Annotated in this window: 26 protein-coding genes; 8 read left to right on the top strand and 18 right to left on the bottom strand. The window is 71.3% G+C overall.

The genetic code is table 11. The features are described 5' to 3' along the window. Window positions 1-5: 5 nt before the first annotated feature. Window positions 6-887 carry a helix-turn-helix domain-containing protein gene (locus tag ACFVJX_RS11535; RefSeq protein ID WP_384126282.1) on the bottom strand — a complete coding sequence of 294 codons (882 nt, stop codon included), beginning with the start codon at window positions 885-887 and terminating at the stop codon, window positions 6-8. A gap of 325 nt (window positions 888-1,212) precedes the next feature. On the opposite strand from ACFVJX_RS11535, the gene ACFVJX_RS11530 reads away from it, so the two are divergent. Continuing rightward, on the top strand, window positions 1,213-1,710 hold the full coding sequence (locus ACFVJX_RS11530) for an ATP-binding protein (protein ID WP_384126281.1): 498 nt from the start codon (window positions 1,213-1,215) through the stop codon (window positions 1,708-1,710). Between the two features lie 208 nt (window positions 1,711-1,918). Here ACFVJX_RS11530 and ACFVJX_RS11525 read toward each other — a convergent pair whose 3' ends face one another. Then, on the bottom strand, window positions 1,919-2,161 hold the full coding sequence (locus ACFVJX_RS11525) for a DUF397 domain-containing protein (protein WP_384126280.1): 243 nt from the start codon (window positions 2,159-2,161) through the stop codon (window positions 1,919-1,921). 251 nt (window positions 2,162-2,412) lie between these two features. Here ACFVJX_RS11525 and ACFVJX_RS11520 point away from each other — a divergent pair, with 251 nt between their 5' ends. Continuing rightward, window positions 2,413-2,910, top strand: a complete 498-nt coding sequence (locus ACFVJX_RS11520) for a hypothetical protein (protein ID WP_384126279.1) — start codon at window positions 2,413-2,415, stop codon at window positions 2,908-2,910. Window positions 2,911-2,959: 49 nt separating this feature from the next. On the opposite strand, the gene ACFVJX_RS11515 is transcribed toward ACFVJX_RS11520, so the two are convergent. The 3 genes from ACFVJX_RS11515 to ACFVJX_RS11505 all read right to left on the bottom strand — a co-directional run bounded on the left by ACFVJX_RS11515 (window position 2,960) and on the right by ACFVJX_RS11505 (window position 7,362). Continuing rightward, complete coding sequence (locus tag ACFVJX_RS11515) at window positions 2,960-5,101, bottom strand: FUSC family protein (RefSeq protein WP_384126277.1); 2,142 nt, start codon at window positions 5,099-5,101, stop codon at window positions 2,960-2,962. Window positions 5,102-5,189: 88 nt separating this feature from the next. Next, window positions 5,190-6,365, bottom strand: coding sequence for a DUF2786 domain-containing protein (locus ACFVJX_RS11510; protein WP_384126276.1), 1,176 nt, complete (start codon window positions 6,363-6,365; stop codon window positions 5,190-5,192). Window positions 6,366-6,450: 85 nt separating this feature from the next. After that, window positions 6,451-7,362 carry an NADP-dependent oxidoreductase gene (locus ACFVJX_RS11505; RefSeq protein WP_384126275.1) on the bottom strand — a complete coding sequence of 304 codons (912 nt, stop codon included), beginning with the start codon at window positions 7,360-7,362 and terminating at the stop codon, window positions 6,451-6,453. Between the two features lie 119 nt (window positions 7,363-7,481). Here ACFVJX_RS11505 and ACFVJX_RS11500 point away from each other — a divergent pair, with 119 nt between their 5' ends. Together ACFVJX_RS11500 and ACFVJX_RS11495 are read left to right on the top strand one after the other, a co-directional pair. Then, complete coding sequence (locus ACFVJX_RS11500; RefSeq protein WP_384126274.1) at window positions 7,482-9,197, top strand: bifunctional 3'-5' exonuclease/DNA polymerase; 1,716 nt, start codon at window positions 7,482-7,484, stop codon at window positions 9,195-9,197. 196 nt (window positions 9,198-9,393) lie between these two features. Continuing rightward, window positions 9,394-10,074: a phosphotransferase gene (locus ACFVJX_RS11495; RefSeq protein ID WP_384126272.1), complete on the top strand. Its 681-nt coding sequence runs from the start codon at window positions 9,394-9,396 to the stop codon at window positions 10,072-10,074. Window positions 10,075-10,082: 8 nt separating this feature from the next. Here the strand turns inward: ACFVJX_RS11495 and ACFVJX_RS11490 are convergent, their stop codons facing one another. From ACFVJX_RS11490 to ACFVJX_RS11455, 8 genes are all read right to left on the bottom strand, one after another. Further along, a complete protein-coding gene (locus ACFVJX_RS11490) occupies window positions 10,083-10,277 on the bottom strand; it encodes an acyl-CoA carboxylase subunit epsilon (protein ID WP_384126271.1) in 195 nt (64 codons plus the stop codon). Beyond that, window positions 10,274-11,908 carry an acyl-CoA carboxylase subunit beta gene (locus ACFVJX_RS11485; RefSeq protein WP_384126270.1) on the bottom strand — a complete coding sequence of 545 codons (1,635 nt, stop codon included), beginning with the start codon at window positions 11,906-11,908 and terminating at the stop codon, window positions 10,274-10,276. Before ACFVJX_RS11485 ends, ACFVJX_RS11490 begins: the two co-directional genes overlap by 4 nt. 26 nt (window positions 11,909-11,934) lie before the next feature. Then, a complete protein-coding gene (locus tag ACFVJX_RS11480) occupies window positions 11,935-13,506 on the bottom strand; it encodes an FAD-binding oxidoreductase (protein WP_384126269.1) in 1,572 nt (523 codons plus the stop codon). Continuing rightward, window positions 13,503-13,811, bottom strand: a complete 309-nt coding sequence (locus ACFVJX_RS11475) for a YciI family protein (protein WP_384126267.1) — start codon at window positions 13,809-13,811, stop codon at window positions 13,503-13,505. The genes ACFVJX_RS11480 and ACFVJX_RS11475 overlap by 4 nt, the downstream gene beginning before the upstream one ends. A 43-nt stretch (window positions 13,812-13,854) precedes the next feature. Next, entirely contained in the window at window positions 13,855-14,619 is a 765-nt protein-coding gene (locus ACFVJX_RS11470; RefSeq protein WP_384126266.1) for an AfsA-related hotdog domain-containing protein, read from the bottom strand. 66 nt (window positions 14,620-14,685) lie between these two features. Beyond that, the gene (locus ACFVJX_RS11465) at window positions 14,686-14,967 is read right to left on the bottom strand and encodes a phosphopantetheine-binding protein (RefSeq protein WP_384126264.1); all 282 of its coding nucleotides are present in this window, start codon (window positions 14,965-14,967) and stop codon (window positions 14,686-14,688) included. After that, entirely contained in the window at window positions 14,961-15,695 is a 735-nt protein-coding gene (locus tag ACFVJX_RS11460; protein ID WP_384126262.1) for an SDR family NAD(P)-dependent oxidoreductase, read from the bottom strand. The genes ACFVJX_RS11465 and ACFVJX_RS11460 overlap by 7 nt, the downstream gene beginning before the upstream one ends. After that, window positions 15,692-17,035 carry a class I adenylate-forming enzyme family protein gene (locus ACFVJX_RS11455; protein WP_384126261.1) on the bottom strand — a complete coding sequence of 448 codons (1,344 nt, stop codon included), beginning with the start codon at window positions 17,033-17,035 and terminating at the stop codon, window positions 15,692-15,694. Before ACFVJX_RS11455 ends, ACFVJX_RS11460 begins: the two co-directional genes overlap by 4 nt. A 416-nt stretch (window positions 17,036-17,451) precedes the next feature. Here ACFVJX_RS11455 and ACFVJX_RS11450 point away from each other — a divergent pair, with 416 nt between their 5' ends. Further along, entirely contained in the window at window positions 17,452-18,114 is a 663-nt protein-coding gene (locus ACFVJX_RS11450) for a 4'-phosphopantetheinyl transferase (protein WP_384126260.1), read from the top strand. Here ACFVJX_RS11450 and ACFVJX_RS11445 read toward each other — a convergent pair. The 3 genes from ACFVJX_RS11445 to ACFVJX_RS11435 form a co-directional block, all read right to left on the bottom strand. After that, on the bottom strand, window positions 18,083-18,877 hold the full coding sequence (locus tag ACFVJX_RS11445) for an HAD family hydrolase (RefSeq protein WP_384126259.1): 795 nt from the start codon (window positions 18,875-18,877) through the stop codon (window positions 18,083-18,085). The genes ACFVJX_RS11450 and ACFVJX_RS11445 overlap by 32 nt on opposite strands. An 8-nt stretch (window positions 18,878-18,885) precedes the next feature. Further along, window positions 18,886-19,659: a response regulator transcription factor gene (locus ACFVJX_RS11440; RefSeq protein WP_384126258.1), complete on the bottom strand. Its 774-nt coding sequence runs from the start codon at window positions 19,657-19,659 to the stop codon at window positions 18,886-18,888. Between the two features lie 399 nt (window positions 19,660-20,058). After that, complete coding sequence (locus ACFVJX_RS11435; RefSeq protein ID WP_384126257.1) at window positions 20,059-20,655, bottom strand: TetR family transcriptional regulator; 597 nt, start codon at window positions 20,653-20,655, stop codon at window positions 20,059-20,061. A gap of 217 nt (window positions 20,656-20,872) precedes the next feature. On the opposite strand from ACFVJX_RS11435, the gene ACFVJX_RS11430 reads away from it, so the two are divergent. The 3 genes from ACFVJX_RS11430 to ACFVJX_RS11420 all read left to right on the top strand — a co-directional run bounded on the left by ACFVJX_RS11430 (window position 20,873) and on the right by ACFVJX_RS11420 (window position 23,076). Then, window positions 20,873-21,178, top strand: a complete 306-nt coding sequence (locus ACFVJX_RS11430; protein WP_384126255.1) for a hypothetical protein — start codon at window positions 20,873-20,875, stop codon at window positions 21,176-21,178. Between the two features lie 114 nt (window positions 21,179-21,292). Next, on the top strand, window positions 21,293-22,402 hold the full coding sequence (locus tag ACFVJX_RS11425; RefSeq protein WP_384126254.1) for a sensor histidine kinase: 1,110 nt from the start codon (window positions 21,293-21,295) through the stop codon (window positions 22,400-22,402). Beyond that, window positions 22,399-23,076, top strand: coding sequence for a response regulator (locus ACFVJX_RS11420; RefSeq protein WP_384126253.1), 678 nt, complete (start codon window positions 22,399-22,401; stop codon window positions 23,074-23,076). The genes ACFVJX_RS11425 and ACFVJX_RS11420 overlap by 4 nt, the downstream gene beginning before the upstream one ends. 75 nt (window positions 23,077-23,151) lie before the next feature. Here ACFVJX_RS11420 and ACFVJX_RS11415 read toward each other — a convergent pair whose 3' ends face one another. Both ACFVJX_RS11415 and ACFVJX_RS11410 read right to left on the bottom strand, forming a co-directional pair. Next, window positions 23,152-23,982 (bottom strand): UbiA family prenyltransferase, encoded by an 831-nt coding sequence (locus ACFVJX_RS11415; protein WP_384126251.1) that lies wholly within the window; start codon window positions 23,980-23,982, stop codon window positions 23,152-23,154. 266 nt (window positions 23,983-24,248) lie between these two features. After that, window positions 24,249-24,833 (bottom strand): DUF2165 family protein, encoded by a 585-nt coding sequence (locus tag ACFVJX_RS11410; protein ID WP_384126250.1) that lies wholly within the window; start codon window positions 24,831-24,833, stop codon window positions 24,249-24,251. Window positions 24,834-24,880 lie beyond the last annotated feature (47 nt).

The following is a 24,880-nucleotide window of genomic DNA, read 5'->3' as shown; positions in this document are numbered from 1 at the left end:
AAATATCAGGAGAGTTGGAGAAGACCGCGTAGCAGATCCCGGCTCTCCTCGGGCCCCGGGCTCTCCTCGTGGAGCCGAACCATCGCCTTTTCGTACTGGGCGACTTCTTCGGCCTTGTCCAGATAGAGCGCACTTGTCAGCTGCTCCAAATAGACAATGTCCGACAGATCGGATTCCGGGAATCGCAGCATCGTAAAGGAACCGCTCTCGCCGGCGTGCCCGCCGAAACTGAAGGGCATCACCTGGAGTGTCACGTTCGGCTGTTCCGACATTTCGATCAGATGCCGCAGTTGCTCACGCATCACCTCACGTCCGCCGTACGGCCGGCGCAGCGCCGCCTCGTCCAGCACCGCGTGGAAACGGGGGGCGCGCTCGGCGACGAGCGCCTTCTGCCGTTCCAGCCGGAGCGCGACCCGGCGGTCGATCTCGGCCGCGGGTGCGCCCCGCATACCGCGGGAGACGACCGCGTGCGCGTACCCCTCGGTCTGCAACAGACCGTGAACGAACTGGACTTCGTAGATCCGGATGAGCGAGGCCGCTCCTTCCAGACCGATGTATGTCTGGAACCAGCCGGGCAGCACATCGCCGAAGCTGTGCCACCAGCCCGCCACGTTGGCCTCCCGGGCCAGGCCGAGCAGGGAGTCCCGCTCCACCTCGTCCGTGACGCCGTAGAGCGTGAGCAGGTCCTCGACGTCCCTGGCCTTGAAGCTCACCCGTCCCAACTCCATGCGGCTGATCTTCGATTCGGAAGCCCGGATGGAGTAGCCGGCCGCCTCACGGGTGATACCGCGCGAGTCCCGCAGCCGTCTGAGCTGTGAGCCCAGCAGGATGCGCCGCACCACGGATCCACTCGACTCGCCTGCCGCCACTGGTCCAACCCTCCCCATCGCTTCCCTGGCATCGAGGCTCCCCCTGAACCTCAAGAGCCGGATTCTGCCATCAAAACGCTTCAGCCCGTACTCATTCGATTACGGAAATGAGAAGACCTCCCCAAGAGTCGGAAATTCGCCACAGGAAGAAATGAGTAAGAACCGGCACGGGGTCGGACAGGTCAGGCGCGTGCACGTGCATCTGCCCTTGCATCTGCCCTGCGCATTCGGAACCATGGGCCTCGCGCACCTGCGTGCTCGTTCGTGTTGTGCCGCTGTACCCGCAGTACCGAGACAGCCGCGAATCCCGGGAGTGCCTCGCATGGGGACGAATGGATCGACGATGCTCGAGCCGTTACGGCAGGGGCTTCCCCCCATCGATCCCTCTGCCGTCTCCGGCTCGGCCACCTGCACACTGCCCGCGCGCTACGAAGCCGTCGGCGGAGCACGGCAGTTCACCAGGTCGACGCTGACCGGCTGGGGTCTGGACGAACGGTTCGACGATGTCGCCCTGGTCGTCTCCGAGCTGGTCACCAACGCCCTGCGGCACGCACTGCCCTGCGACCTCCCGCGCGACTCCCAGGACCCGCCCGTCCGGCTGCACCTGCTGCGCTGGACCTCACGACTGGTGTGCGCGGTGCGCGATCCCAGCCGGGCGAGCCCGGTGGCCTCCGAGGCCGCCGACTCCGCGGAGTCGGGGCGCGGCCTCTTCCTGGTCGAGTCGTTCAGCGACTCCTGGGGCTGGCACCCCTCCCCCGTGCTGGGCACGGACAGTGCCACCGGACCGGCGCTGCGCGGCAAGGTGGTCTGGGCGCTGTTCCGGCTGACCGACCAGGCGTGAGGACCGGCCGGTCAACCCGGAGCGAGTCGACCCGGAGTGACATAACGCGAGTCGGCCCGGACCGGCACAACACGAGACGGCGCGGAGCGACAAAGCGCAACTCGGCACGGACCGTCTCACCGGAACTCGGTGCGGACCGGCACAGCGCAACTCGGCGCGGCGTGACATACCGTCGGCCGCCCCGGCGTGACATACCGCCGGGCGGAGGTCAGACCTCCGCTATGAGATGGTCGAACTCGCCGTCCTTCACGCCGAGCAGCAACGCCTCTATCTCGGCCGGCGTATAGACGAGCGCCGGCCCGTCGGGATGGCGCGAATTCCGCATCGCCACATCCCCGTCGGGCAGTTTCGCGAACTCCACGCAGGATCCCTGGGAGTTGCTGTACCTGCTCTTCTGCCAGACGACTCCGCGAAGCTCTGTGGCCGCCATGCCGTTGTACACGTGGTGCACAGGACGCTCCCCGAGTTGCAAGGTGCAAGTGTCAACTGTCTCGGATCATAGCTCTGTTCAATTTTTGCTGCATGAGCGGATGCATGAGCAGATGCACGTGCACGGGCGGTGTTCCCGCGATTACAGCTTCCCGGAAAGAAGAGACGTATGCCGGGCCGGTTCGGCTCCCCATTCTGCGAGTTGTCCGCCTCAACGCCCTTGCGACCCACTGGTAGCTTGGACCGTATTTCGTCCTCCAGGGGGAATTCCTCATGCGCAAACTCGTACGTACCGGTGCAGTTGTCGCCACCGGCCTGCTGACCGCCCTCGCGCTCACCGGCTGCGGAAGTGACGGCGACAAGGCGAGCTCGGACAAGGACTCCGGCTCCGCATCTGCACCGCCGGCCGGCGGCGGCGACGCCTCCGACTCCTCGACGGGCGGCGGCGACGGCGCCTCCACCGGTGGCATCAAGGCGCTGGAGGGCGCCTGGGCCGGGCAGTCCGACGGCAAGGCCGTCGTGCTGTCCGTCGCATCCGGAAAGGCCGTAGTCGTCGCCGACTCCCACGTCTGCTCGGGCAGCGCCAAGGGCACGGACAAGGTGACGCTGGAACTCAAGTGCGCGGACGGTGACACCGCTCGGACCGCCGGCTCCATCGAGTCCAACGACGGCAAGACCGTCGTCGTGGCGTGGGACGGCGGAGGCAAGGACACCCTCGCCAAGACCGACGCCGACTCGCTCGAAGGACTGCCCGACCTGCCGACTCCGTAACACCGGTGAGTCCCGGGGCGGTTACGGCCGACCGGCCGCAGCCACGGCCTCAGTCGTCGTCGGTCCCGGGCGACGAACCGCCGTCCAGTCCCCGGGAGAACTCCTCCAGCGCCTCGAGGAGGAGGTCGGCCCCGTTCCGTACGACGGGGTCCGACTCTCCTTCACGCAGCAGCTCCGCCTCGTCCCACCGTTCCAGCGCCTCCCGGACCGGCTCCCAGTCCGGCACCCGCCGCTCCCGCACCGCCCTGGCGCCCTGCTCGGTGGCCCGGCGCAGTGCGTCGGCCAGCGGCCCCGCCTCCGGTACGGGGGTGGCGCCGCCCCCGGGGAGGTGTGCCTCCATCAGCATCGCTACCCGGCCCAGCTGGGAGAGTGCGTGCTGGGTGTCGTCGGCGGCGGCGTGCGAGAGGCCCCGGTGGCGCACCGGTTCGTGCTGGGCGGTGGCCACCGCCTCCTGCCAGGCGACTCGCGCCGCCCTGGTGGCGAGCAGTGCGTTGCGGACGTCGTCGTGGCCGCGGGCGGCGGGATCGGCGTACTGGTCGACGACCGAGGCGGCGTACCGGCCGTCCGCCTTCAGCCAGTCGCCGAGCCGGTTGCGCAGCCGCGGGGTCTCCCACGCCGGGTAGACGGCGTACGAGATCATCGCGACGAGTCCGCCGCCGAGGGTCAGGACGAGCCGTTCCAGCACGGTCTGCGACCAGTCGTCGCCCGCCATGCCGAGCAGGAAGACGACGTACGCGGCGACGCAGGCCTGGCCGACCGAGTAGCCGGTCCGCATCAGCAGGTACATCAGCAACGCGCAGACCACGGCGAACGCGGCGGACAGCCCCACGCCGGGACGGGCGGTCTGGACGATCGCGGTGGCGAGGAGGACCCCGACGACGGTGCCGCCGAAGCGGGCAACGGAACGTTCGTACGTCTTCGAGAACTCCGGCCGCATCACCATGACGGCGGTCATCGGCGCCCAGTAGCCGTGGCCGAACGGCAGCACGGTGCCCAGGAGATACCCGACGGCGGCCACGACGGAGACCCGGATGGCGTGCCGCAGGATCGGGGAGCCGCGGTGCAGCTCCCGGCGCATCGACTTGAGCACCACCGGGACCAGCCGCAGCAGGGTGGGGCGCCGGTGGTGGTCCGTGGGTGGACCGCCCCGGCCCGCCTTGAGGGCGTCGGCGGTCTCCTCGGCCTCGGCCCGTTCCTCCCTGGTGCCCTCGCCCTCGGCCGCCTCGATGACGTCGGAGAGCAGGGCGGCCAGTCGGTCGGCGGCGCGCAGCGGCGGACCGGTGAGCAGCGCACCGGTGTCGGGTGTCTTCAGGGTGGCGACGGCCGGCGCGGGCAGCCGCACCGGGTGGCCCTGCCGGATCGCCCGCGCCGCCGCGTCCAGCAGCGAACCGGCGGCGGCGAGCAGTTCGCGGACCCGGTCGCGCTCCGGCCCCTGTGCCGGCACGCCCATCGCCGGGTCGGCGAGCGAGGCGAGCACCGGCCTGATCCGTTCGGCGACCCCGCGCGAGCCGTGCAGTTCGGCCGGGCGGCGGCGGGCCTGGCGCGGGGTGATCGCGGCCGCCCTGCGGGCCTCCATCAGCGGCACCGGGTCGAAGTGGGCGACCGGGTCGTGGCGCAGTCTGCGGGCGTAGTCCGCCTCGGCGGCCAGCGCGTCGGCCAGCGCGTCGCGCTGGGCTCCCCATCTGCGGACCGGGAACAGCACGATCAGCGCCGCCTGGACCACCCCGCCGAACGCGATCATCGCGGCGTGCAGTGCCGCCTCGGCGACGGAGGTGGGCAGGGTGATCGTGACCAGCATGATCGCGACGTTGGACGCGGCGATGATGCCGCCCGTCGGGCCCGCCGCCCAGGCCAGTCCGGCGACGAAGGTCCAGAGCACCAGCAGCACCATGAAGAGGGGCAGATGGGAGCCGGTGACATAGCCGAGGAACGTGGAGACGGCGAGGCTCGCACCGGAGACCAGGGCGAGCACCGGGCGGGGCCGCCAGCTGCGCTGGAAGGTGGCGATGGCAGCCTGGAACGCACCGAAGGCGGAGCTGGCGGCGACCACCGGCCCGAACAGGGCGAGGCTCACCCCGATCACCAGGGCCAGACCGGCCGCGCCACGGATGGCGATCAACGGTTCGAGGCGCCGCCGCTCGATCGTCAGCCCCGAGCGGGCGGTCTCCTTCAGCGCCCGGAGCCAGCTCATGCCCAGAGCCTAACCGGAATTGCCGCTATGCCCGAGTTGCCGGTATCGGTTGCGCCGATTCCGTCGGCGCAGGACACATCCGGAGGCCTCAGTCGGAGATCTCGGGGGCGGCGGCGCCCATCCTGGCCCGGTCCGCGGCGGCCGTCCCGTGGGTCCAGCCGTCCGGGTCGGTGGCGCCCCGCACCCGGGTCGTCGTCGTCCGGGGGAACATCCGCTCGGCGGTGTCGGTGACCGCCATGTCGCGGGCGGCCAGCACGGGCAGCAGACCGGCGTCCGTGGCGGACGGACCGGCCGCCACGCCCTCCGCGTCGGCCTCGGCGGTCGCTCGGGCGGTGCCGTCCGCCAGCCGGCTGCCCAGCCGCTGGGCGTACGCCATCAGGAAGGACTGCCGGAACGTCTTGGTCCGTTTGCGCCCGCCGGCCCGCTGCCCCGCCTCGGCACGGGTCATCGCCACGGTCCCCTGCACCAGCAGCGAGGTGTGGAGCAGCTCCACGGCCTCCAGATCGGTGTCGAAGCCGACGACCGTCGAGAAACCGAGGTCGCTGTTCCACACCGCCCGGCAGCGGTTCGCGGAGGCGACGGCGTCGAGCAGGATCGCCTTCGCCGTCTCGTACGGCGCGTCCACCCCGATCCGGCAGGCACCGGGCGCCCGGCCGCTGTGGGTACGGGCGGCGAGCAGCGCCTCGTCGATGCTGTGCCGGGCCATCAGCTCCTGCGCCTTCGTGGTGAGCGCCTCCGCCTCCTCGGGGAATCCGGTGGCCTCCGCCTTGGCCAGCAGCGCCCGGATGCGGGTCAGCATGCGGGGTTCGTCGTGCGCGGGCGGCAGCCGGAGCCCGTCACGCGGCGCGCCGGGCGGGGGCCCGACGGCTTCGATGGCGGGCAGCCGCAGCAGCAGCCGGTAGAGCCCGAGCAGCTCGGAGGCGTACGAGAACCGGTCGGGCCGTCCCGGCGGCGGCACCGCGGGCAGCTCGTCCAGCTGGGACCGCCAGCGGGGTGGCAGCCGCTCGTACCTGCGGACCTCCGATGTGATCAGTCCGGCGGCCAGTCCGGCCCCGTGCTCGTCGAGTTCACGGCGGACCAGGCGTACGAGGTCGGCGGGCAGCCAGCCGCGCTCCCAGGCGCGCCGGACGAACTCCTCGCCGCGCCGCAGCAGCTCGGCGTCGGCCGCCGGTTCGGCGGCGAGGAGGGAGGCGCCGGTGTCGAGACCGGCGTCGCCGTCCGAGTAGAGGGCCGCCGCGAATGCCTGGTCGATCACCGGTTCCATGAGGTCAGGGTAGGCGTGGCGGAGCGGACGGAGCGGGGCCGGGGATTCTGTCCACAGCCTGTGGACAGAGAATCCGCGTCACGGCTCAGGGCAGCAGGACGAGCTTCCCCCGTACGTGTCCCGCCTCGCTCAGCCGCTGCGCGTCGGCCGCGTCGACGAGCGGGAGGGCCCGCTCGACCTGCACCCGCAGCCCGCCTTCGGCCGCGAGCCTGGCGTGCTCGGCGAGCTGCTCCTTCGAACGGGCCCCGCCGCCGGAGAAGACGACACCGTGGGCGGCCGCGTCCTGGTCGGAGATGGTGACGATCCGGTCGGTGGTGCCGCCGCGCAGCTCGATGGAGTCCGGCAGCGCACCGCGTCCCGCCACGTCGAAGACCGCGTCCACACCCTGGGGGGCCGCTTCGCGCACCCGGCCGACCAGCCCCTCCCCGTACTCCACCGGGGTCGCGCCGATCACCCGCAGGTAGTCGTGGTTGACCGCGGACGCCGTGCCGATCACGGTCGCGCCCCGGGCCGCCGCCAACTGCACCGCGGCCGAACCGACGGCTCCGGCCGCCCCGTGCAGCAGCAGCGTGTCGCCCGCGCCCACGGCGAGTTCGTCCAGGACCCGCTGGGCGGTGTTCGTCGCGATGGTCAGCGCCGCCGCGTCCTCCCAGCTCAGCTCCGCCGGCTTGGCCGCCACCAGTGCGGCATCGGCCAGCGCGTACTCGGCGTAGGAACCGGTCTCGCTCCAGCCCAGCACCTCGTCGCCCACCGTGAGCCCGGTGACGCCCTCCCCGATCCGGTCGACCACTCCGGCGAACTCGACTCCGGGGATCGCCGGGAGCGAGGTGGGGAACATGTCCTCCATCCACCCGTTGCGGATCTTGTAGTCCATCGGGTTCACCCCGGCGGCCACCACCTTCACCCGTACCTGTCCGGGGCCGGGGTACGGCTCCTCGACCCGGGCGGGGTTCAGTACCTCGGGTCCGCCGAACTCCTCGAAAACGATCGCTTCCATCGTGCTGTCCCCTCGGTGGGCGCTGCGGGCCCCTCGGTGGGACCGCTGCCGATCCTCCCGCCTGCGACGCGCACGCGCACGCCGCCTCGCTGTCAGTGCCGGGTGCCAGACTCGGCCGTATGACCGAACGTTGGGCCCTGGCCCCGACACAGAGCGGTGGCGCCGGCCTCGTCCCGCTGGACGGCGCGGGCCTGCCCACCGCCCCGGTCGTGACCGAACCCGACCTGGCCGAGGCCGTCCGCTCCCGACCCGGTGTCACCCGCTGGGTGTGGCGTTCGACCGCCGAGGTCCACCCCCGGCTGCTCGCCGCCGGGGTGCGCGTGGAGCGCTGCTACGACATCGAGGTCGCCGAGTCCCTCCTGCTGGGCCACGAGGGCCGGCTCGGCGAACCCCGCTCGGCCGCCGCCGCCCACGCCCGCCTGCTGGGCGCGGCGGTGCCGCCCGATCCGCCGCCGCGCTCGGCGGAGCCCGGCTCGCAGTCCTCCCTGTTCGAACCGCGGGCCGGGGCGGACCTGCCCTTCGACGCCCTTCTCCGGGTGTACGCGGACCAGCTCGCCCGTCACGACGCCACGGACCGCCCGGACCGGATGCGTCTGCTGACGGCCTCCGAGTCGGCCGGCATGCTGGTCGCCGCCGAGATGAACCGGGCCGGCCTGCCCTGGCGGGCCGACGTCCACCGGGAGGTCCTGCTGGAGCTGCTGGGCGAGCGGTACGCGGGCGGCGGCGAGCCGCGCAGACTGGCCGAGCTGGCGGACGAGGTGTCCGCCGCCTTCGGCCGCAGGGTCCGCCCCGATCTCCCCGCCGATGTGGTGCGGGCGTTCGCCCAGGCCGGTATCAAGGTGAAATCCACCCGCCGCTGGGAGTTGGAGGAGCTGGACCATCCGGCGGTGCGACCGCTCATCCAGTACAAGAAGCTCTACCGGATCTGGACGGCGCACGGCTGGAGCTGGCTCCAGGACTGGGTGCGTGACGGCCGCTTCCGCCCCGAGTACCAGCCGGGCGGCACGGTCAGCGGCCGCTGGACGACCAATGGCGGAGGGGCCCTGCAGATCCCCAAGGTGATCCGGCGGGCCGTCGTCGCCGACGAGGGCTGGCGGCTGGTCGTCGCGGATGCCGACCAGATGGAGCCGCGGGTGCTGGCCGCGATCTCCCGCGACCGGGGCCTCATGGAGGTGGCGGGTCACGACGGCGACCTCTACACGGCCCTGTCCGACCGCGCCTTCCACGGCGACCGGGACCACGCCAAGATCGCCCTGCTCGGAGCCGTCTACGGGCAGACCTCGGGGGACGGCCTGAAGAATCTGGCCGCCCTGCGCCGGAGGTTCCCGCACGCCGTCGCCTATGTGGACGACGCCGCGAAGGCCGGCGAGGAGGGCCGTCTCGTACGGACGTGGCTCGGCCGCACCAGCCCGCCCGCCGCGGGCAGCGGGGACGACGACGAGGCCGGAATCCCGCAGGAGGGCGGCGATGATCCGGCCGGGGGCGGCTCCGGCCACGCGGCGGACGGCGGTTTCACGCCCGGCTACGCCTCGTCGGACGCCCGCGCACGCGGCCGCTTCACCCGTAACTTCGTGGTGCAGGGCAGCGCCGCCGACTGGGCGCTGCTGCTCCTGGCCGCGCTGCGCCGGTCGCTGGCGACGGCCGGGCTCCGGGCCGAGCTGGTCTTCTTCCAGCACGACGAGGTGATCGTGCACTGCCCGCAGGAGGAGGCGGAGACGGTGGTGGAGGCGATCCGGGCGGCCGGTGAGCTGGCCGGGCGGACGGCCTTCGGCGAGACCCCGGTGCGTTTCCCGTTCACCACGGCGGTGGTGCGGCGGTATTCGGACGCGAAGTGAACCGGCCGGCCGAGGGCGGGTCCGGGACGCGGCTCCTGGATGACCGCAGGGGTTGCGAACGCGTTGCGGGCAGGTCCCGCGACGGCTGCCGGGGCGCGGGGATGTCCGGAGGCTACCGGCCGCGCGACCGGCGGCGATACGACGAACACGCGTTCCCGGCCTCCCTGCGGACGGCCCGCCCGAGTAGGTTCCCCTCATGCGCATAGGCCAACTGCTGGGCACCGGGCGTTCCGCCGACGTATACGAGCTGGACGAACAATGGGTCCTGCGGCGCTACCGCGTCGGACTGGACGTCACGCGAGAGATGCCCGTCATGTCCTATCTCTCGGCCTCCGGCTACCCCGTCCCCCGCCTGGGCCCGCTGCCGGTGTCGGCCGGCCCCGGCGACCTGGTCCTGCAACGTCTCACCGGCCCGACGATGCTGGAGGCCCTCCTCTCCGGCGAGCTCGGGGGCGAGGAGGGGGCGGCCATGCTGGCCGGCCTGCTGTCCGATCTGCACACCGTCCCGGCCCGGCTCTCGGCGGACCCCGAGGACCGGATCCTCCACCTCGACCTGCACCCGGACAACGTCATGCTGACGGCCGCGGGACCCGTGGTGATCGACTGGAGCAACACCGAGGAGGGCCCGCCCGCCCTGGACCGGGCCATGACCGCCCTGATCCTCGCCCAGGTCGCGGTCGACCCCCGCTCCCCCGCGGCCCAGGGCGCCCGCGCCCTGCTGGACATCCTGATGCCGCGCCTGGCCGCCGACGACGGCATCCCGGCCCGCCACCTCGCCGCCGCCGCGGCCCGCCGCACCGCCAATCCGACGATGAGCCCGGCCGAACCGGACCGTATCGGCGAGGCGGTGGAGCTGGTCGCGGCGCTCTCCCGCTGAACGCGGCCTCAGGGCCGGCGCGCCCACCCGGCGGTGGGTCCGGCGCCCGGCCTGGTCCTGCGGCCCGCCCTCGACCAGGGCGCGGGCCGGACGGCATCGGCGGGGAGGTCCTCGGCCCGGTGGAAGGCCAGCGCGTGCAGGACGGCGAGGACGGCGGCGAGTTCCTCGGGCGTGGGGTCTCCGGAGACCAGCCGGATGCTCATGCCGGCTGGTTCCCGTGCTTGCGGTGCGGGAGCGGCACCGTCTTGGTGCGGAGCATGCGCAGTCCGGCGGCGAGCACGGCCCGGGTGCCGGCCGGGTCGATCACGTCGTCGACGAGCCCGCGCTCGGCCGCGTAATAGGGGTGCATCAGCTCGGCCTTGTACTCCTTGACCAGCTGCGCACGGGCCGCCTCCGGATCTTCGGCGGCGGCGATCTGCCGCCGGAAGACGACGTTGGCCGCGCCCTCGGCGCCCATCACGGCGATCTCGTTGGCGGGCCAGGCGTACGAGAGGTCGGTCCCGATGGAACGGGAGTCCATGACGATGTACGCGCCTCCGTAGGCCTTGCGCAGGATCACCTGGATCCGGGGCACGGTGGCGTTGCAGTACGCGTAGAGCAGCTTCGCCCCGTGCCGGATGATGCCGCCGTGTTCCTGGTCGACGCCGGGCAGGAAGCCGGGGACGTCGACGAGGGTGACGAGCGCAATGTTGAAGGCGTCGCAGAGCTGGACGAAGCGCGCGGCCTTCTCGGAGGCGTGGATGTCGAGGACCCCGGCCAGCACCACCGGCTGGTTGGCGACGACCCCGACGGTCCGGCCCTCCAGCCGGCCGAGCGCGCAGATGATGTTGCCCGCCCAGTGCTCCTGCACCTCCAGGAAGTCTCCGTCGTCCAGGAGTTCCGCCACCACCCGGCGCATGTCGTAGGGCCGTGACGGGTCGGCGGGTACCAGGCCGAGCAGTTCGTCGCCCGGCCGGTCGGCCGGATCCTCGCAGGCGACGGCGGGCGGCTCCTCGGCGCTGTTCTGCGGGAGCATCGAGAGCAGATGGCGGACCTCGTCCAGGCAGGTCTCCTCGTCGTCGTACGCGAAGTGCGCGACGCCCGAGGTCCCGGCGTGCACATCGGCGCCGCCCAGACCGTTCTGGGTGACCTTCTCACCGGTGACGGCCTGGATGACATCGGGTCCGGTGATGAACATCTGGGAGGTCTCGCGGACCATGAAGACGAAGTCGGTGAGCGCCGGGCTGTAGGCGGCGCCGCCCGCGCACGGGCCGAGCATCACGGAGATCTGCGGGATCACACCGGAGGCGCGGGTGTTGCGCTGGAAGATGCCGCCGTAGCCGGCGAGCGCGGTCACGCCCTCCTGGATACGGGCGCCGGCGCCGTCGTTGAGCGAGACGAGGGGCGCGCCGGCCGCCAGGGCCATGTCCATGATCTTGTGGATCTTCTCGGCGTGCGCCTCGCCGAGCGCGCCGCCGAAGATCCGGAAGTCGTGCGCGTAGACGAAGACGGTCCGCTCGTGGACGGTGCCCCAGCCGCCGACCACTCCGTCGGTGTGCGGGCGCCGGTCCTCCAGGCCGAAGCCGGTCGCCCGGTGCCGGCGCAGCGGTTCGACCTCCTGGAAGGTGCCGGGATCGAGCAGGAGGCCGATGCGTTCGCGGGCCGTGAGCTTGCCCTTGGCGTGCTGGCGCGCGGTGGCGGTGGCGTCCCCGGCGGTCACGGTGGCGCGCAGGCCGTTCAGTTCGGCGGTACGGGTGCTGAGCGACAGCACGGCGGCGGGCGCCGCGAACTCCTCCTCCAGCTCCGAGGTGTCCGGTGTCGCGGATTGCCTCGGTACGGTGTCCGTTCTGCTCATGGTCCTCACGGTCCGACTCCCTTGGTTCAGAGGCCGAGGCCGCGGTAGCGGCGTGGCCAGATGCCGTGCTTGCCGGGGGCGAGAATGCCCTCCGCGTCGAGTGCGTCCTTGATGCGTTCGCCGAGCCTGAGAACGGCGTGGTCGTTGAAGCCGTAGGTCGCGGCGACCTGGTCCATCAGGGCCGGGTGGGCGCGCTGTATCCCGTAGCCGGCCGCCGCGGTCTCCCGGATCAGCTCCCCGCAGAGCTCGAAGGTGCGGGCCCGGTCGGCCGGGTCGAGCGTGTCGAACACGACCATGAAGCGGTGGTGCAGTTCGCGGGCGCCGACCGCCACGGCCCCGAGGTAGTCCTTGCCGTACGCGTGGGCGTGGTCCCGGGCCAGGGCGTACTGCGCGAGGGCGTCCTCGCCGGTCGCGGGCGAGACCGGTGTCAGGTCCAGACGCCCCCCGTTCGCCAGCCAGTCGTCGGCCTCGTCCGCCTGCGTCGGCGGCCGCCCCGGAGCGTGCCGGGCGTATGCGGCCAGGGCCGGGCTTTCGTGCTCACCGGCCCGGAAGAACCGGACGCCCGGAACACCGGCGAGCGCGTCGCGGATCACCGACCACTGGGCGTCCATGACGGCGGGCGCCCCGGCCAGCACCCCGTACAGGTTCCACCGCCCGATCCGCAGCTCCGCCATCACCGAACGGGCGACGCTGTCGGGCAGCGGTCCGGGGCCGTCGTAGTACGCGCTCCGGGGCCCCGCCGCGGCCGCGTCCAGCAGCAGGCTGCGCACGGTCGGGGTGTCGCCGACGGTGCGGTCCATCCGCAGCGGACGCAGGATGTCGACGAGCGGCCCCAGGTCCTCCTCCCGCGGAAGGGTGATCAAGTAGGGGCGGTGACCTGCCGGTTCGGGGCGCAGCCTGACACCGAGCTTGGTGACGACGCCGAGCGCCGAGCGGGCGAACAGCGGTCCGAAGGACGGTCCGCAGCCGTACGGGACCGGGGCGCCGCGGCCCGCGCCCGTCAGGCCCGCCATTCCGGTGCGCACCACGTCGCCGTCGGCGAGCACGATCTCCATGCCGCACGGCGGCGCGGGCACGTCCTCGTACCCGGCACCTCCCGCCGCACGTTCCAGGACCTCCCCGAGGACGCTCCCCCAGCGGGGCCCCGCCATGTCCACCCGGTAGTTCAGGCCGAGTTCGGCGAGCCGGAGGTCGAGGTCGTGGAAGGTGACCCCCGGTTCGACGACCGCGTACCCCGCGGCGGCGTCCACCGCGACCACCCGGTTCATCCGGGCCAGGTCGACGGCGACCGCTCCCGGGAGCCGGGGCGCGGCGCCCCCGTAACCGGCGTCCCGGCCGGGCAGCACGGGCGAGAGCGGCACACCGTAGGTGCCTGCGATGCCCAGCACCGCCCGTACGTCCTCCACCGAGCCGGGCAGCAGCGCGGCACAGGCCGCGAAGTGCCCGGCATCGAGGATCGGTTGGGGGTCGGCGTAACCGGGCAGGCCCACCGACTCCTCGGTGAGGACCCAGGAGTCACCCAGCGCCGCGCGGAAGGCCGCGAGGGCCCGGGCGAACTCCTGACCGTCCACACCGGGCGGGAGCCGGCGCAGCCTCATGGCGTACCTGCCCCGATCCGTACCGGGGACCGCTCCGACGGTGCGAACGCCTGGATCTCGATGCGTTCCCACACCCCGGAGACGGCGAACGGGTCGCCGGTGGCGAACTCGGCCACCTGCTCCCGGTCCGCGGCCTCGACCACGATCAGGCTGCCGACGGCGGTGGTCCCGTCCTCGGCGACCAACGGGCCGTAGAGCACCGGCCGTACGTTCGCCGCGCGGAGCCGTGCCGAGTGGGCCGGCCGCTGGGCCGCGCGCAGTTCGGCGGTGCCGGGTGCGTCGAGGCAGTGGATCGCCCACAGCATCTGTTTCTCCTCTGGCTGGTGGGGCCTGAACCGGACGGCAGGCCTAGGCGGCGCGTTCGGCGCTCTGCGCCGGGGCGGACTGCTCGCGGAGCCTGGTCAGTTCGCTGACCACGGCCTGACGGGCCGCGAGCTTCTCCTGCTTGGCGCTGAACTTCTCGGGGATGACCCGGTATTCGGCCTCGACGACGCTGGCGAGCTTCTCGCCGTGGTGGAAGCCGATGCGGCAGCGGAAGACCGAGCCGACCGGGGTGCGGTGGTGTTCCAGCAGCTCGTACTGGGCGGTCGCGGGCAGCGGGAAGACGAAGCTGTGGAAGGTCGAGTCGACCGAGCTGATGACGAAACGGGTCCGCTCGGGGCCGGTCACGAAGAACTGCTCGGTGACGGCCGTCCACAGCTGGCGGGCGGCCTCCAGCAGGGTGATGGCCGGGATGTGCTGGCCGGTGAGGTGGTCCTCCAGCACCTCGACGCGCTCGTCGATGACCAGATCGGCGACGAAGCGCTTCTCGCCGGTCTGGCCCACCGGACCGATCAGGACGTTCTTGGCCTGGTGCTTGTGGGTGAGCCGCTGTTCGGCCGGTTCCGGGACCCCGGACTTGCCGATGGATACGGCCTCCCCGTGCTCCTCGGCCAGCTCCCGTATCTCCGCCAGCTGCCCGGCGGTGAGGCCCTGACCGATGCTGACCGACAGGTTCTCGGACAGTTCGCCGGCGCGCAGCCGGGCCAGCAGGGCGGAGACGGGAATCGTCCCGCGGTTGGTGAGGAAGTCCTCGAAACGGTCTCCCACGGCGATGAGTGCCTCGTGCGACATGTCGTTCCTCCAGAGAGAGTGGGGCGGGGTTCACCGGCCCGGTGGCGGTCGCCCCCGGGCCGTGGCTCAGACGGCGGCGGCCGCCATGTTCTCGACGGTGCGGATGTAGGCCTCGCAGAGGGCGCCCACGGTGCGGACGTCGGAGATCACGTACTCCTCCTCGAACGGGTCGACGCCGAGCTCCATCTCCAGCTGGATGATCAGCCGGGCCAGCAGCAGCGAGTTGAGCCCCAGCTCGTGCAGGAACTCCCCATCGGAGAGCGAGGCGTGCGTGGGGCGCTCGGCCTCCAGCAGCAGGGCGTTGATCTCCTGGTGGACCAGGGCGGTGATGTCGGTTGCGATCAGCATGTGATTCCTCCGTCGACGACGATTGACTGCCCGGTGATGAATGACGCCCCGGGCGATATGAGATAGAGCACCGCATCGGCGATTTCGTTCATGGCGCCGAGCCTGCCGAGCGGTGTGCGGCGCTGAATTCGTTCCCGGTTCTCCTCGGTGACCTCTTCGGTCATGTCACTGTCGAAGAATCCGGGCACCAGCGAATTCACCCGGATGTTGAAGGCACCGAGTTCCCGTGCCAGGCTCCGGCTGAATCCGTCGAGTCCGGCCTTGGTGGCGGAGTAGACCGCCACGCCCCGGTACCCGCGAATGGCGTTGATGGACGAGATGTTGAGGATCTGGCCGCCGCCCTGCCGTGTCATCGCACGGGCACAGGCCTGGGCCAGGGTGATCGGGGCGACCAGATTGCTGGCGATCAGGGTGTCGGTCTGCTTGCGGGACGTGGTGAGGAAGAGCTCCTGGTGCAGTACGGCGGCGTTGTTGACCAGCAGGTCGATCCGGCCGAACCGCTGTACCGCCGTGCGTACGACACCGCGCAGCGCCGCCGGGTCGGCCAGATCGGCGGCCTCCCAGAGGAACCGGTCGGGCTGCTCGGCCTGGAGGTCCTTGACGAACCCGTTGGCGGACCGGCTGAAGGTCGCCACCCGCCAGCCCTCGCCGAGCAGCCGCTCGACGAGCAGCCGGCCCAGCCCCCGGCTGCCGCCGCTGACCAGCGCGACCCGGTCCGGGGCCGTCATGCCGCGCTCCGGATCTTCTTGTAGCGCTCCGAGTGTTGCGGCGCCGATGAGATCTCCACCAGGACCGGGACCTTGTACGCCTCCAGTCGGCTCCCGCAGTACTCCCGCACCCGGCGGGCGACCTCGCGCCGGTCCTCGTCCACGACCAGTTGCACGGTGGCCTTCACCACCATGCCGGTGACCGGGTTGGGCTTCCCGGAGACGGTCGCCTCGGCGACGTTCGGCACCCCGAGGAGAACGCTCTCGACCTCGCTCGGGTAGACCTTCTCGCCGCCCACGTTGATGATCTCGGAGTCGCGCCCGAGGATGCGCACGTAGTCGCCGTCGACCTCGACGACGTCCTGCGTGTTGAAGAACCCCTCGTCGTCGAAGGGCGCCGGGGCGTTGAGGTAGCCGAGCATGGCCATCTCGGACCGGATCCACAGGATGTTGTCGATGATCCGGTGCTCGAACCCGGCCGAGCCGAGCTTCACCCAGAGGGTGTCGTCGCCCTTGGACCGGGTCGGCAGAATGCCCAGCTCGGACAGGCCGTACGTCTGCTTGAGCCGTACGCCGGGCAGCGCGTCGCCGAGCCGGCGCAGCGTCTGGAGGGGCATCGGCTCGGTGCCGTACGTGACGAGCGTGAGCGAATCGGTCGCGTACCGCTCATGGGCTCCGGAGATCAGCACCATGTTGAGGAACGTGGGGGTGGTCGGCAGGATCTCGACCCGGTGCTCGGCGATCGCCCGGAAGACGGCCTCCGGGGTGCGCTCCGCGACCGTCACCACGGTGCCGCCCTGACTCAGGGTGTGCAGCAGGGTGTTGACGCCGCCGATGTGGTCCAGGCTGAGGAAGGACAGGATGCGCGAGGGCCGGGTCGGCTCGCCGTACCGGGCCAGCACCTTCTCGAAGTCGAGCACCGAGGCCTTGCTGCGGCCCGTCGTGCCCGAGCTGAAGAGCACCAGACCTGGTCGGCCGGCGTCCCGGAGCTCCTGGTAGAGCTCGTGCTCGGCGCTGCGGCCGGTGCGCTCACCGTGGTGCGCCCCGCCGGCGTCCACCCGGATGACGACCTCGACCTGCGCCACGTCCAGGAACTCCGCACGCTTGGCGGCCGGCAGCGCGCTCAGCGGTACGACGACCACGCCGCGCTCGATCAGCGCCAGCAGACCGGCGCAGGCCTGCGGCGAGTACGAACCCTCCAGCGTGACGACCTCACCCGCCCGGACCCCGTGCCGGTCGAGGAAGAGGCGCCACTCCCCGACGAGGCGCAGCAGGTCGTCGTACCGGTAGGTGCGGCCCTCGAACGCGATGGCCTCGGAATCCGGGAAGGATTCCAGTCGGGTCAGAAATGGATGAGGCATCGTTTTCTCCCATGGAGTTCTGTTCTCGGATTTCGATTACGGCGGTCCGGCGCTCTGACATTCCGGCGTTCCGGCGTTCCAACGCTCCGGCGCTCTAAAGATCCGCCGATCCGACATTCCAGCATTCCGGCGTTCCGGCGTTCCGGCGTTCCGGCGTGAATGCGTTTCGATATCTCGAAGCTAACCCGCATCGATTCGGGACTCAATATGCCGCTTCTGAGCCCTCGGACGGTGCGGCTGTTCGGGTATGCCCGGCCGGTGTACCCGAAGGGGCATGTAGCGGAAGTGGCATCGACACGGCATGGTCGAATGCGTACCGCATCACTGCTGTGACCTGTCCTGGGACGGCAGCGGGCCGCCGAATCCGGCTGCCCCCGGTGCGCCGTTCAACGGCGCCGCTGTTCCCAGGAGCCAAAGTGATCCAGCAGATACTGCCGTCCGCCGTCGCCTGCGCCGACGCCACGGCCGACCTTCCCGACGCCCGTGTACTGCCGGAGGAGGAGGCCCTTCTCGTACGGTGCGTGGAGCACCGCCGCCGGGAGTTCACCACCACCCGGCACTGCGCCCGTACCGCCATGTCGGCGCTCGGGGTGGCGCCGGCCGCGGTGCTTCCGGGCGCCAAGGGCGAGCCGCGCTGGCCGGCCGGAGTGACCGGCAGCATGACCCACTGCGACGGCTACCGTGCGGCGGCGCTGACCAGGAGCGCGGATTACCACAGCGTCGGCATCGACGCAGAGCCCCACGCTCCGCTGGAGGAGCGGATGGTGCGTCACATCTCCGTGGCGTCCGAACGGGAGCATCTGCGCGAACTCGCCCGGATCCGGCCCGAAGTCCACTGGCCCACCGTGATGTTCAGCGCCAAGGAGACGGTCTACAAGGCGTGGTACCCGCTCACCGGGCGCTGGCTCGGCTTCCGGGACGCCCGGCTGACCTTCGACCCGGCGGCCGGCACCTACCGGGCCCGGCTGATGGTTCCCGGGCCGGTGGTGGACGGCACCGGGCTGGGGTGGTTCACCGGCCACTGGGCGGTGCGCGACTCGCTGGTGCTCACCGCGATCGCGCTGCGGCGCGGTCGGTGATCCCGCTGATTCCGGTCAGTTCGGCGGCCGACCAGGCGCCCGCTGTCCGCAGGTATCCGGGTGCCGCCGACAGGACCGGCCAGTCGAGGCGCTGGGCGTGCTCCATCAGCACCCGGTCCGCACCGCCGACGACGACCGGGCGCCCGACGGCCAGCAGCATGTCGAGATCGCTGGCGTGGTCGCCGTAGCAGCTGGACTCCTCCGCGTTCAGGCCCAGTTCGGCGATGGTCTCGCGGACGGCGTCGGCCTTGACCGAGCCGATCATCGGGCGCACCACCTCACCGGTCAGCCGGCCGTCGGGCCCCACCACCGGTTCGGAGCAGAGCACCAGATCGGCCCTCAGGTCCTCGGCCAGCGGCCCCAGGCAGCCCCGGAACGACCCGGAGACCAGTACCACCAGATCACCGGCCTCCCGGTGCCGGCTCGCGGCGGCCCAGGTGGCGACGGTGACGGCGGCGGGCCCGCGCCGGTACTCCTCGTACCACTCGCGCCCGGCCCGCGTCAGTTCCTCGGCCGGGACCCCGGCGAAGCGGCGGTAGTAGCCACGGTTGATCTCCGAGCGGTGCACCCCGGAGTCGGCATCGGCCCGGAGCCGCGCCATCACGGCCTCGTAGTCGGAGCCGTCGTCCCCGTGGCGGGCCAGCCAGAACCGCAGGAAGTCGAACATGCTCTTGGTGTTGATGAGTGTCTCGTCGACGTCGAAGAAGGCGGCCCTGGTGGGCTTCGTCGTCACCCTCTGGTTCATGGAGTTCATGGCGTTCATGGCGCGATTCACCAGCCGGTTTCGTAGGGGGAGGCCGACGCGTGGGTGGCGGTCGGCGGATTTGCGGCCGCGCGTCCGGCGGTGGCGGCATGACCGCACAGCCCCTCGCGCAGGGCACGGGCTGCCGCCAGCGTGCGGTTGGGGCAGTTGAGCTTGGCGAGGATGTTCGCCACCAGCCGCTTCGCCCCGTGTTCGGAGATCCGCAGCCGGCGGCCGATCTGCTTGTTGCTGAGACCGTCCACGACGAGCGTGAGGGCCTCGCGTTCGCGCGGTGTGAGCCGGGGCGCGGCGGTCACCTCACGGGCACCGCGTCCGGCCAGTTCCAGCAGGCCCCGGGTGAGCACCGCCGGTATCCGCACCTCGCCGGCCCGCATGGCACCGAGCATGTCGCCCAGTGCCGCCACGTCGAGGCCGTCGGAGAAGAGCAGCGAGGCTCCGGGAACGCCCGCGACACGGTCCAGGTCCACGGACCGCTGGTCGGGCACGAGGAGGAGCACCCGTACGCCGTACTCGGCGACGCGGTGCAGTACGGACTCGCTGTCCAGGTCCGCCGGCTCCGGGACGATCAGCAGGAGGTCGGTCCTCGGGTCGTGCACCGCGTCCACGGCGGCGGAGAGCTCCGAGAAGGCCCGGCAGCTGCCGACCGTTCCGACGGAGGAGAGCATGACTTCCAGCCCGTAGCGCTGGAGGTCGTTGCGGACGGCCAGGATGATGTCGAGCTGTGGCGATGTGATGCGTACCGGCGGAGAGGCGACTGCGAGAGCCGCGCGATTCTGCGACATTGCCCTTACCCCCATGGGTCCTTGTCGGTGACCGCTGGGGCCACCCGTATGCAAGGAACGCTAGACGCGCGAAGGGCCGCCGAGGCCGTCACTGCCTCCTACTCCGGGTGGCAGCGGACCGAAAGTAGTAGCCGGATACCCCGCGGGTATCCGGCCGACGGGGGTAGCCGGCCGACGGCGGCAAGGAACACGCGAGCCGGATTCAGGCCGCGGGCACCCGGCCGACGGGAGCAAGGAGGCGCGGGCCCGGCTCAGGCGCGGCACCTCAGCCGAAGGCCGTACGGAACACGCGGGCCGGACTCAGGCCGTCGGGGCGGCGGCCGACGGCAGCAAGGACGCGCGGGCCGGGTCCAAGCACGGGCACCCTGCCGACGGCCGTACGGAACACGCGGGCCGGACTCAGGCCGTCGGGGCGGCGGCCGGGGTGCCGGACAGCGCCTGCCGGGCGAAGGCGACCACATGGGCGCGCAGATCCAGCCCGCCGGCGTCGGCCTCCGTACCGATGATCAGCCGCGCGAGCTGCGGGACCGCGTTCGGCCAGGCGGCGAGCCCGATCAGGCTCAGCAGACAGGCCGCCACCTGCGGCGACGCCTCGGTCCCGAAGCTCTCGGCCAGCGCGGCGATCTTCTCCTCGTAGTGTCCCCGGCGCCTCTCCTCGTTGGGCAGCACCCCGTCGCGGTAGTGCAGGCCCTCCCAGAAGAAGAGCCTGACCAGGACCGGGTTGTCCCGGTGGAAGTCGTAGACCCGGCCCACGTACTCCGCGGCATCGTCGCCGCCCTTGAGCGGTACGGCCTCGGCGAGCTCGTCGAGCGCGCGGCCCACGACGGCGTCGAACAGCTTCTGCTTGTTGCCGAAGTAGCCGTAGATCCGTTCCTTGTTCACGCCGGCCAGCTCCGCGATGCGGTCGACGCGCGCTCCGGCAATGCCGTGAGCTGCGAATTCCTCCTTCGCCGCAGCGAGGAGCCGTTCCTTGGTGTGGGTCGTTTCCGAGGTCATGACACCAGCGTAGAACGGGTTCCCACGGATGCCAACCAACTGGATGGTTGACATCCAACTAGTTGGTTGGTTTAGTTGTACTCGTCGCCGAGGGCAGCACCACCGCCCAGGCCCCAGGACAGGTCATCGCGACAGCAGCAGAGGCACCGCCCGCACCATGCGCCACGTAAATCACCGCCGTCCGGCACGAGCCACCGACCCATGGATGGGAGACCCCATGACCACCGCAGCCCGCCCCGCCGTCACCGCCCCCAACGCCGCCGCCGACCGGAATCAGCCCCGGTCCGCCACCCCCGCCCAGCCCGTACCGCTGCCCTCCGTGCACATGCGGGTCCTGCTCACCTGGATCGCCGTCTTCACAGCCCTCACCGTCGTCCAGCTCGCGATCGGCCCCTACGTCGCGGGGTTCCCGATGCTCCTGCGCACACTGGTCATCACCGGGGTCGTCGTACCGGCCGTGGTCTACGCCCTCGTGCCGAACCTGCTGAAGGTCCGGGCCGCCGTCCTGCGCCGCCGCCACTGAGCTCCGCGGCGCATGGCTGATTCCAGCCATCACCGACACGCAGTCCGCAAATCGGCTTATCCTGCACCGGTTCGACGATCAGAAATGCCGTTGGGCACGGGGGAGGAGAGCGTGATGAGTGAACAGGCACAGAGCCGTCTCGGCAGCCGCCGCAACGGCCGGCCCGTGGACCGTTTCAGGGCTTACGAGGACGAGGTGATCGCCCTCTACCACTCCCGGCTCCGCGGGATCAACAGCCCGCTCGCCTCCGATCCGGAGGTCTGGGAGCAGTGCGAGTTACAGGGCCGCCGGGTCTTCCGCGACTGCGCCGACAGTCTCCAGGCCGGCCTGACCGAGGTGTCCGACAGCCATATCGCCGAAGTCGTCGACCTCGGCAGCGCCCGGGTCCAGCAGGGCGTCCACCTCACCCACTCGGTACGGGCCGGTGTCATCCTCTTCGACACCGTCCTGGAACGCCTGCTGGAGTGCACCGAGCACGTCGACGGGATCTACCAGGCCTACGCCGCCGCGATCCGCGCCCTGCAGCAGGGCATCGGACGACGCCTCGAAGTCGGCTCGATCGCGTACGACTCCTTCATGCTCACCCGGGTCCGCGAGGTGCACGACAAGGGCCACCGCAAGCTGGCCCGCGAGATCCACGACCAGATCGGCAACTCCCTCAGCCTGGCCATGCGTCAGCTGGAGCTCTACGAACTGGGGGTGTCCCGGCAGAACGCCGACGTACCCAAGGAGGTACGGGCCGCCCAGGACGCCATCCTCGAAACCCTCGCCCACACCAGGGAGCTCGTCACCGAGCTCCGCCGTCCCGCCATCACCGGCTGCCTGGAAGCGGCGCTCGCCGCCTTCGTCGCCTCCATGGGCGACGACGGCGTGCCGGTCCAGCTCTGGGTGCGGGGCCTGGACGAATGGATTCCCGCCCCGGTCTCGGAGGAACTCTTCGTCATGGTCCGCGAGTGCCTGCGCAACTCCTTCCGGCACGCGGAGGCGGGCAACATCGTGGTCCACATCGACATCGCCCCGCACGAGATCCAGACCGAGATCATCGACGACGGCCTCGGCTTCGACGTGGACCAGGTGCTCGCCGGTGACCGTACCAACGGACTCACCGGCCTCCAGGAACGCACCGACCTCCTCGGCGGCACCCTCCACATCGGCTCGTCGGCCGGTCGTGGCACCCACGTGACCATGTGGATACCGATCAAGGAGGACGGGCCCCTCCGATGAGCGAAGCGACCCCCGAGTCCGTACGGATCCTCGTCGCGGACGACCACACCCTGCTGCGCGAGGCCCTCTGCGACCTCCTGCGCTCCGAACCGGGCTTCGAGATCGTGGCCCAGGCGGGCAACGGCGAGGACGCCATCCGGCTGGCCGCGGCGCACCGCCCGGACGTCGTGCTCCTCGACATCGAGATGCCGCGCAACGACCCTCCGGCCACCGTCCGCCGGCTGCTCCAGGGCGATCCCGGGCTGCGCATCATCGTGCTCAGCATGTACGACGGGCAGCAGCTGGTGCAGGAGCTGCTGCAACTCGGCATCAGCGGCTACCTCCACAAGAGCACCGGCCGCGAGACCCTCATCTCCGCCGTCCGGTCCCGCGAGGGCGGCGAGCTGCGCACCGTGACCGTCTCGGTCTCCCCCGACAGCCTCCGCGCACCGCAACCCGTCCCCGACGGCGCCGGCGGCCTCTCCGACCGCGAGGCGGAGGTTCTGGCCCTGGTAGCCACGGCCATGAGCAACCGTCAGATCGCGGTCAAGCTGGGCATCGCCGAGGGAACCATCAAGCGGCACATGCGCAACATATTCACCAAGCTCGACGCCGTCTCCCGGATCGACGCCGTGAACAAGGCCGTCGAAAGGGGCCTCCTGGCCCAGCAGGAGACCCCTCGAAGGCGCTTCTGAACCACACCGGGTCCGGCACAGACGGGAGGGCCGGACCGACAAGGCCCGGCCCTCCCCCGTGTACTGCCCTGATCGTCAGCCAGACAGTACGAGCCCGGCGAAGAGCGTCACATGGACCAGATGCTGCGTCACCATGAAGGCGCGGTACGGAGTACGGCCACGGGCCGCGTCACCACGCGTCGTCCAGCACAGCACCGCCACCACCACGGCCCCGCCGGCCAGCACCAGGGCCGATGGCCCCAGCAGTGCGGCCCAGTGCGCGGCGGCCGGCAGGAAGCCCCCGGCGATCAGCAGCGCACCCGCGCCACCCACCAGCCGGGCCGTGCCGTCCCCCCAGACGGTCACCGAAGTACGCCGGCCGGCGGCCGCGTCCCCCCGCACATGGGAGAAGTCCTTGGTCACGGCCCCCACCACGCACATCCACAGGGACATCGCGGTGGCCAGCACCAGGACCGCACCCGAGGGCCGCCCCTCCCCCGCCGCCGTCCAGCCCGCCGCGTAGGTCAGCAGTCCCATCAGCAGCACCGAACCCGAGGTGCCGGCCGCACTGCGCTTGAGCTGGAACGGCGCCGCCGAGTACGCGTAACCGATCAGCAGGAAGGCCACATCGAAGGCGAGCAGCAGCGCGTTCCCGCAGGCCAGCGCCGTGATCACGGAACCCGCCGCGGCGGCCCAGGTCAGCCGGGCTGCTGCCCTCGGCGACAGGTCCCCCCGGGCGATCGGCCGCCCGGTCCGGTTGAGCCGGTCCTCCTGGACGTCCGACACCCCATTGATGCCGTACGTGAACAAGGTCGCCAGCACCCAGCAGACGCTCGGAGCGATCAGCCCCGGCCCCACCCCCGCGAGGCTGCCGCCGGCCGAGACCGCGGCACCGGCCAGGAAACGCATCAGAAAAACGATCTGCACGCAGCAGCGTGCCTCTTCGAGAAACAGAGCAGCGGCACGCGCCGCACCTGCGATCCGCAGGGTGGAAGTCGAGGTACCTGAATCGATCTGTGCTGTGTATGCCCCCATGACCAGGGACATTAATAACGGGCCGGGGACACACACATGCCCCATCGGCGGACCTTCCGATACCCCTTTTGGGGAAGGGGCAGTATCGGAAGGACCGCCGATGGGGCAGCCTGCAACACGGTGGGGAAAGGGCGGCGTGGGGGCCGCGCAGGTGGGCGTCAGCGTTCCTGCTGAGCGCCGGTCACCGAGGGCAGATTCACCAGCAGTGCGGCCAGCAGACCGATGATCAGGCCCGTGAAGTGGACCTGCTGCGCGGCGCCGATGTAGATCCAGTAGCCGAAGAACATTCCGCCGGAGAGGAAGAGCAGGAACAGACCGGCGAAGGCACCCAGGGCGATGTTCGCCCGCTGTGTGACGACGATGCCGGTCTCCTGGCCACGCGCCCGGCGCACCAGACCGTAGGCCGCCCTGGCCAGCAGGGCCACGATCAGCACCTCGTAGATGATGACGCCGATCAGGGCCGGGGTGGCCATCGACTCCGGCATCGCCCGCCACTCCAGGCCGTTGCCGCGGACCGGGTCCTTCACCAGGTCACTCATGGTGAGCATGCTGCTGATCAGCGCCTTGTTGGTGCCGAAGTCATTGATGTTGTTGAGCGTGACCAGCCCCAGCCACAGGGTGAGTCCGCTCATCAGGAACGCGTTCAGAGCGGCCAGCCGTGAGTGGACGGCGAGGTCCGGGACCTGTGCGTCGAGCGGGCTCGATATGTCCTTGGTGGTGGGCCTGTCGGCGGTCAGCGCCATGGGAGATCTCCTTGGGGCAGAAGGGGAGGGGAACCGTTTCGGTGCCC

It is taken from the genome of Streptomyces sp. NPDC127177 (assembly GCF_042672475.1).
GTDB lineage: Bacteria > Actinomycetota > Actinomycetes > Streptomycetales > Streptomycetaceae > Streptomyces.
This window is presented reverse-complemented; position numbering and strand designations above follow the sequence as displayed.

Bases quoted from the DNA above. Each gene is read 5' to 3' on its own strand.
- ACFVJX_RS11535 (WP_384126282.1), bottom strand. From the start codon at position 887: ATGGGGAGGGTTGGACCAGTGGCGGCAGGCGAGTCGAGTGGATCCGTG.
- ACFVJX_RS11530 (WP_384126281.1), top strand. From the start codon at position 1,213: ATGCTCGAGCCGTTACGGCAGGGGCTTCCCCCCATCGATCCCTCTGCC.
- ACFVJX_RS11520 (WP_384126279.1), top strand. From the start codon at position 2,413: ATGCGCAAACTCGTACGTACCGGTGCAGTTGTCGCCACCGGCCTGCTG.
- ACFVJX_RS11515 (WP_384126277.1), bottom strand. From the start codon at position 5,101: ATGAGCTGGCTCCGGGCGCTGAAGGAGACCGCCCGCTCGGGGCTGACG.
- ACFVJX_RS11510 (WP_384126276.1), bottom strand. From the start codon at position 6,365: ATGGAACCGGTGATCGACCAGGCATTCGCGGCGGCCCTCTACTCGGAC.
- ACFVJX_RS11505 (WP_384126275.1), bottom strand. From the start codon at position 7,362: ATGGAAGCGATCGTTTTCGAGGAGTTCGGCGGACCCGAGGTACTGAAC.
- ACFVJX_RS11500 (WP_384126274.1), top strand. From the start codon at position 7,482: ATGACCGAACGTTGGGCCCTGGCCCCGACACAGAGCGGTGGCGCCGGC.
- ACFVJX_RS11495 (WP_384126272.1), top strand. From the start codon at position 9,394: ATGCGCATAGGCCAACTGCTGGGCACCGGGCGTTCCGCCGACGTATAC.
- ACFVJX_RS11490 (WP_384126271.1), bottom strand. From the start codon at position 10,277: ATGAGCATCCGGCTGGTCTCCGGAGACCCCACGCCCGAGGAACTCGCC.
- ACFVJX_RS11485 (WP_384126270.1), bottom strand. From the start codon at position 11,908: ATGAGCAGAACGGACACCGTACCGAGGCAATCCGCGACACCGGACACC.
- ACFVJX_RS11480 (WP_384126269.1), bottom strand. From the start codon at position 13,506: ATGAGGCTGCGCCGGCTCCCGCCCGGTGTGGACGGTCAGGAGTTCGCC.
- ACFVJX_RS11475 (WP_384126267.1), bottom strand. From the start codon at position 13,811: ATGCTGTGGGCGATCCACTGCCTCGACGCACCCGGCACCGCCGAACTG.
- ACFVJX_RS11470 (WP_384126266.1), bottom strand. From the start codon at position 14,619: ATGTCGCACGAGGCACTCATCGCCGTGGGAGACCGTTTCGAGGACTTC.
- ACFVJX_RS11465 (WP_384126264.1), bottom strand. From the start codon at position 14,967: ATGCTGATCGCAACCGACATCACCGCCCTGGTCCACCAGGAGATCAAC.
- ACFVJX_RS11460 (WP_384126262.1), bottom strand. From the start codon at position 15,695: ATGACGGCCCCGGACCGGGTCGCGCTGGTCAGCGGCGGCAGCCGGGGG.
- ACFVJX_RS11455 (WP_384126261.1), bottom strand. From the start codon at position 17,035: ATGCCTCATCCATTTCTGACCCGACTGGAATCCTTCCCGGATTCCGAG.
- ACFVJX_RS11445 (WP_384126259.1), bottom strand. From the start codon at position 18,877: ATGAACGCCATGAACTCCATGAACCAGAGGGTGACGACGAAGCCCACC.
- ACFVJX_RS11440 (WP_384126258.1), bottom strand. From the start codon at position 19,659: ATGTCGCAGAATCGCGCGGCTCTCGCAGTCGCCTCTCCGCCGGTACGC.
- ACFVJX_RS11435 (WP_384126257.1), bottom strand. From the start codon at position 20,655: ATGACCTCGGAAACGACCCACACCAAGGAACGGCTCCTCGCTGCGGCG.
- ACFVJX_RS11430 (WP_384126255.1), top strand. From the start codon at position 20,873: ATGACCACCGCAGCCCGCCCCGCCGTCACCGCCCCCAACGCCGCCGCC.
- ACFVJX_RS11425 (WP_384126254.1), top strand. From the start codon at position 21,293: ATGAGTGAACAGGCACAGAGCCGTCTCGGCAGCCGCCGCAACGGCCGG.
- ACFVJX_RS11420 (WP_384126253.1), top strand. From the start codon at position 22,399: ATGAGCGAAGCGACCCCCGAGTCCGTACGGATCCTCGTCGCGGACGAC.
- ACFVJX_RS11410 (WP_384126250.1), bottom strand. From the start codon at position 24,833: ATGGCGCTGACCGCCGACAGGCCCACCACCAAGGACATATCGAGCCCG.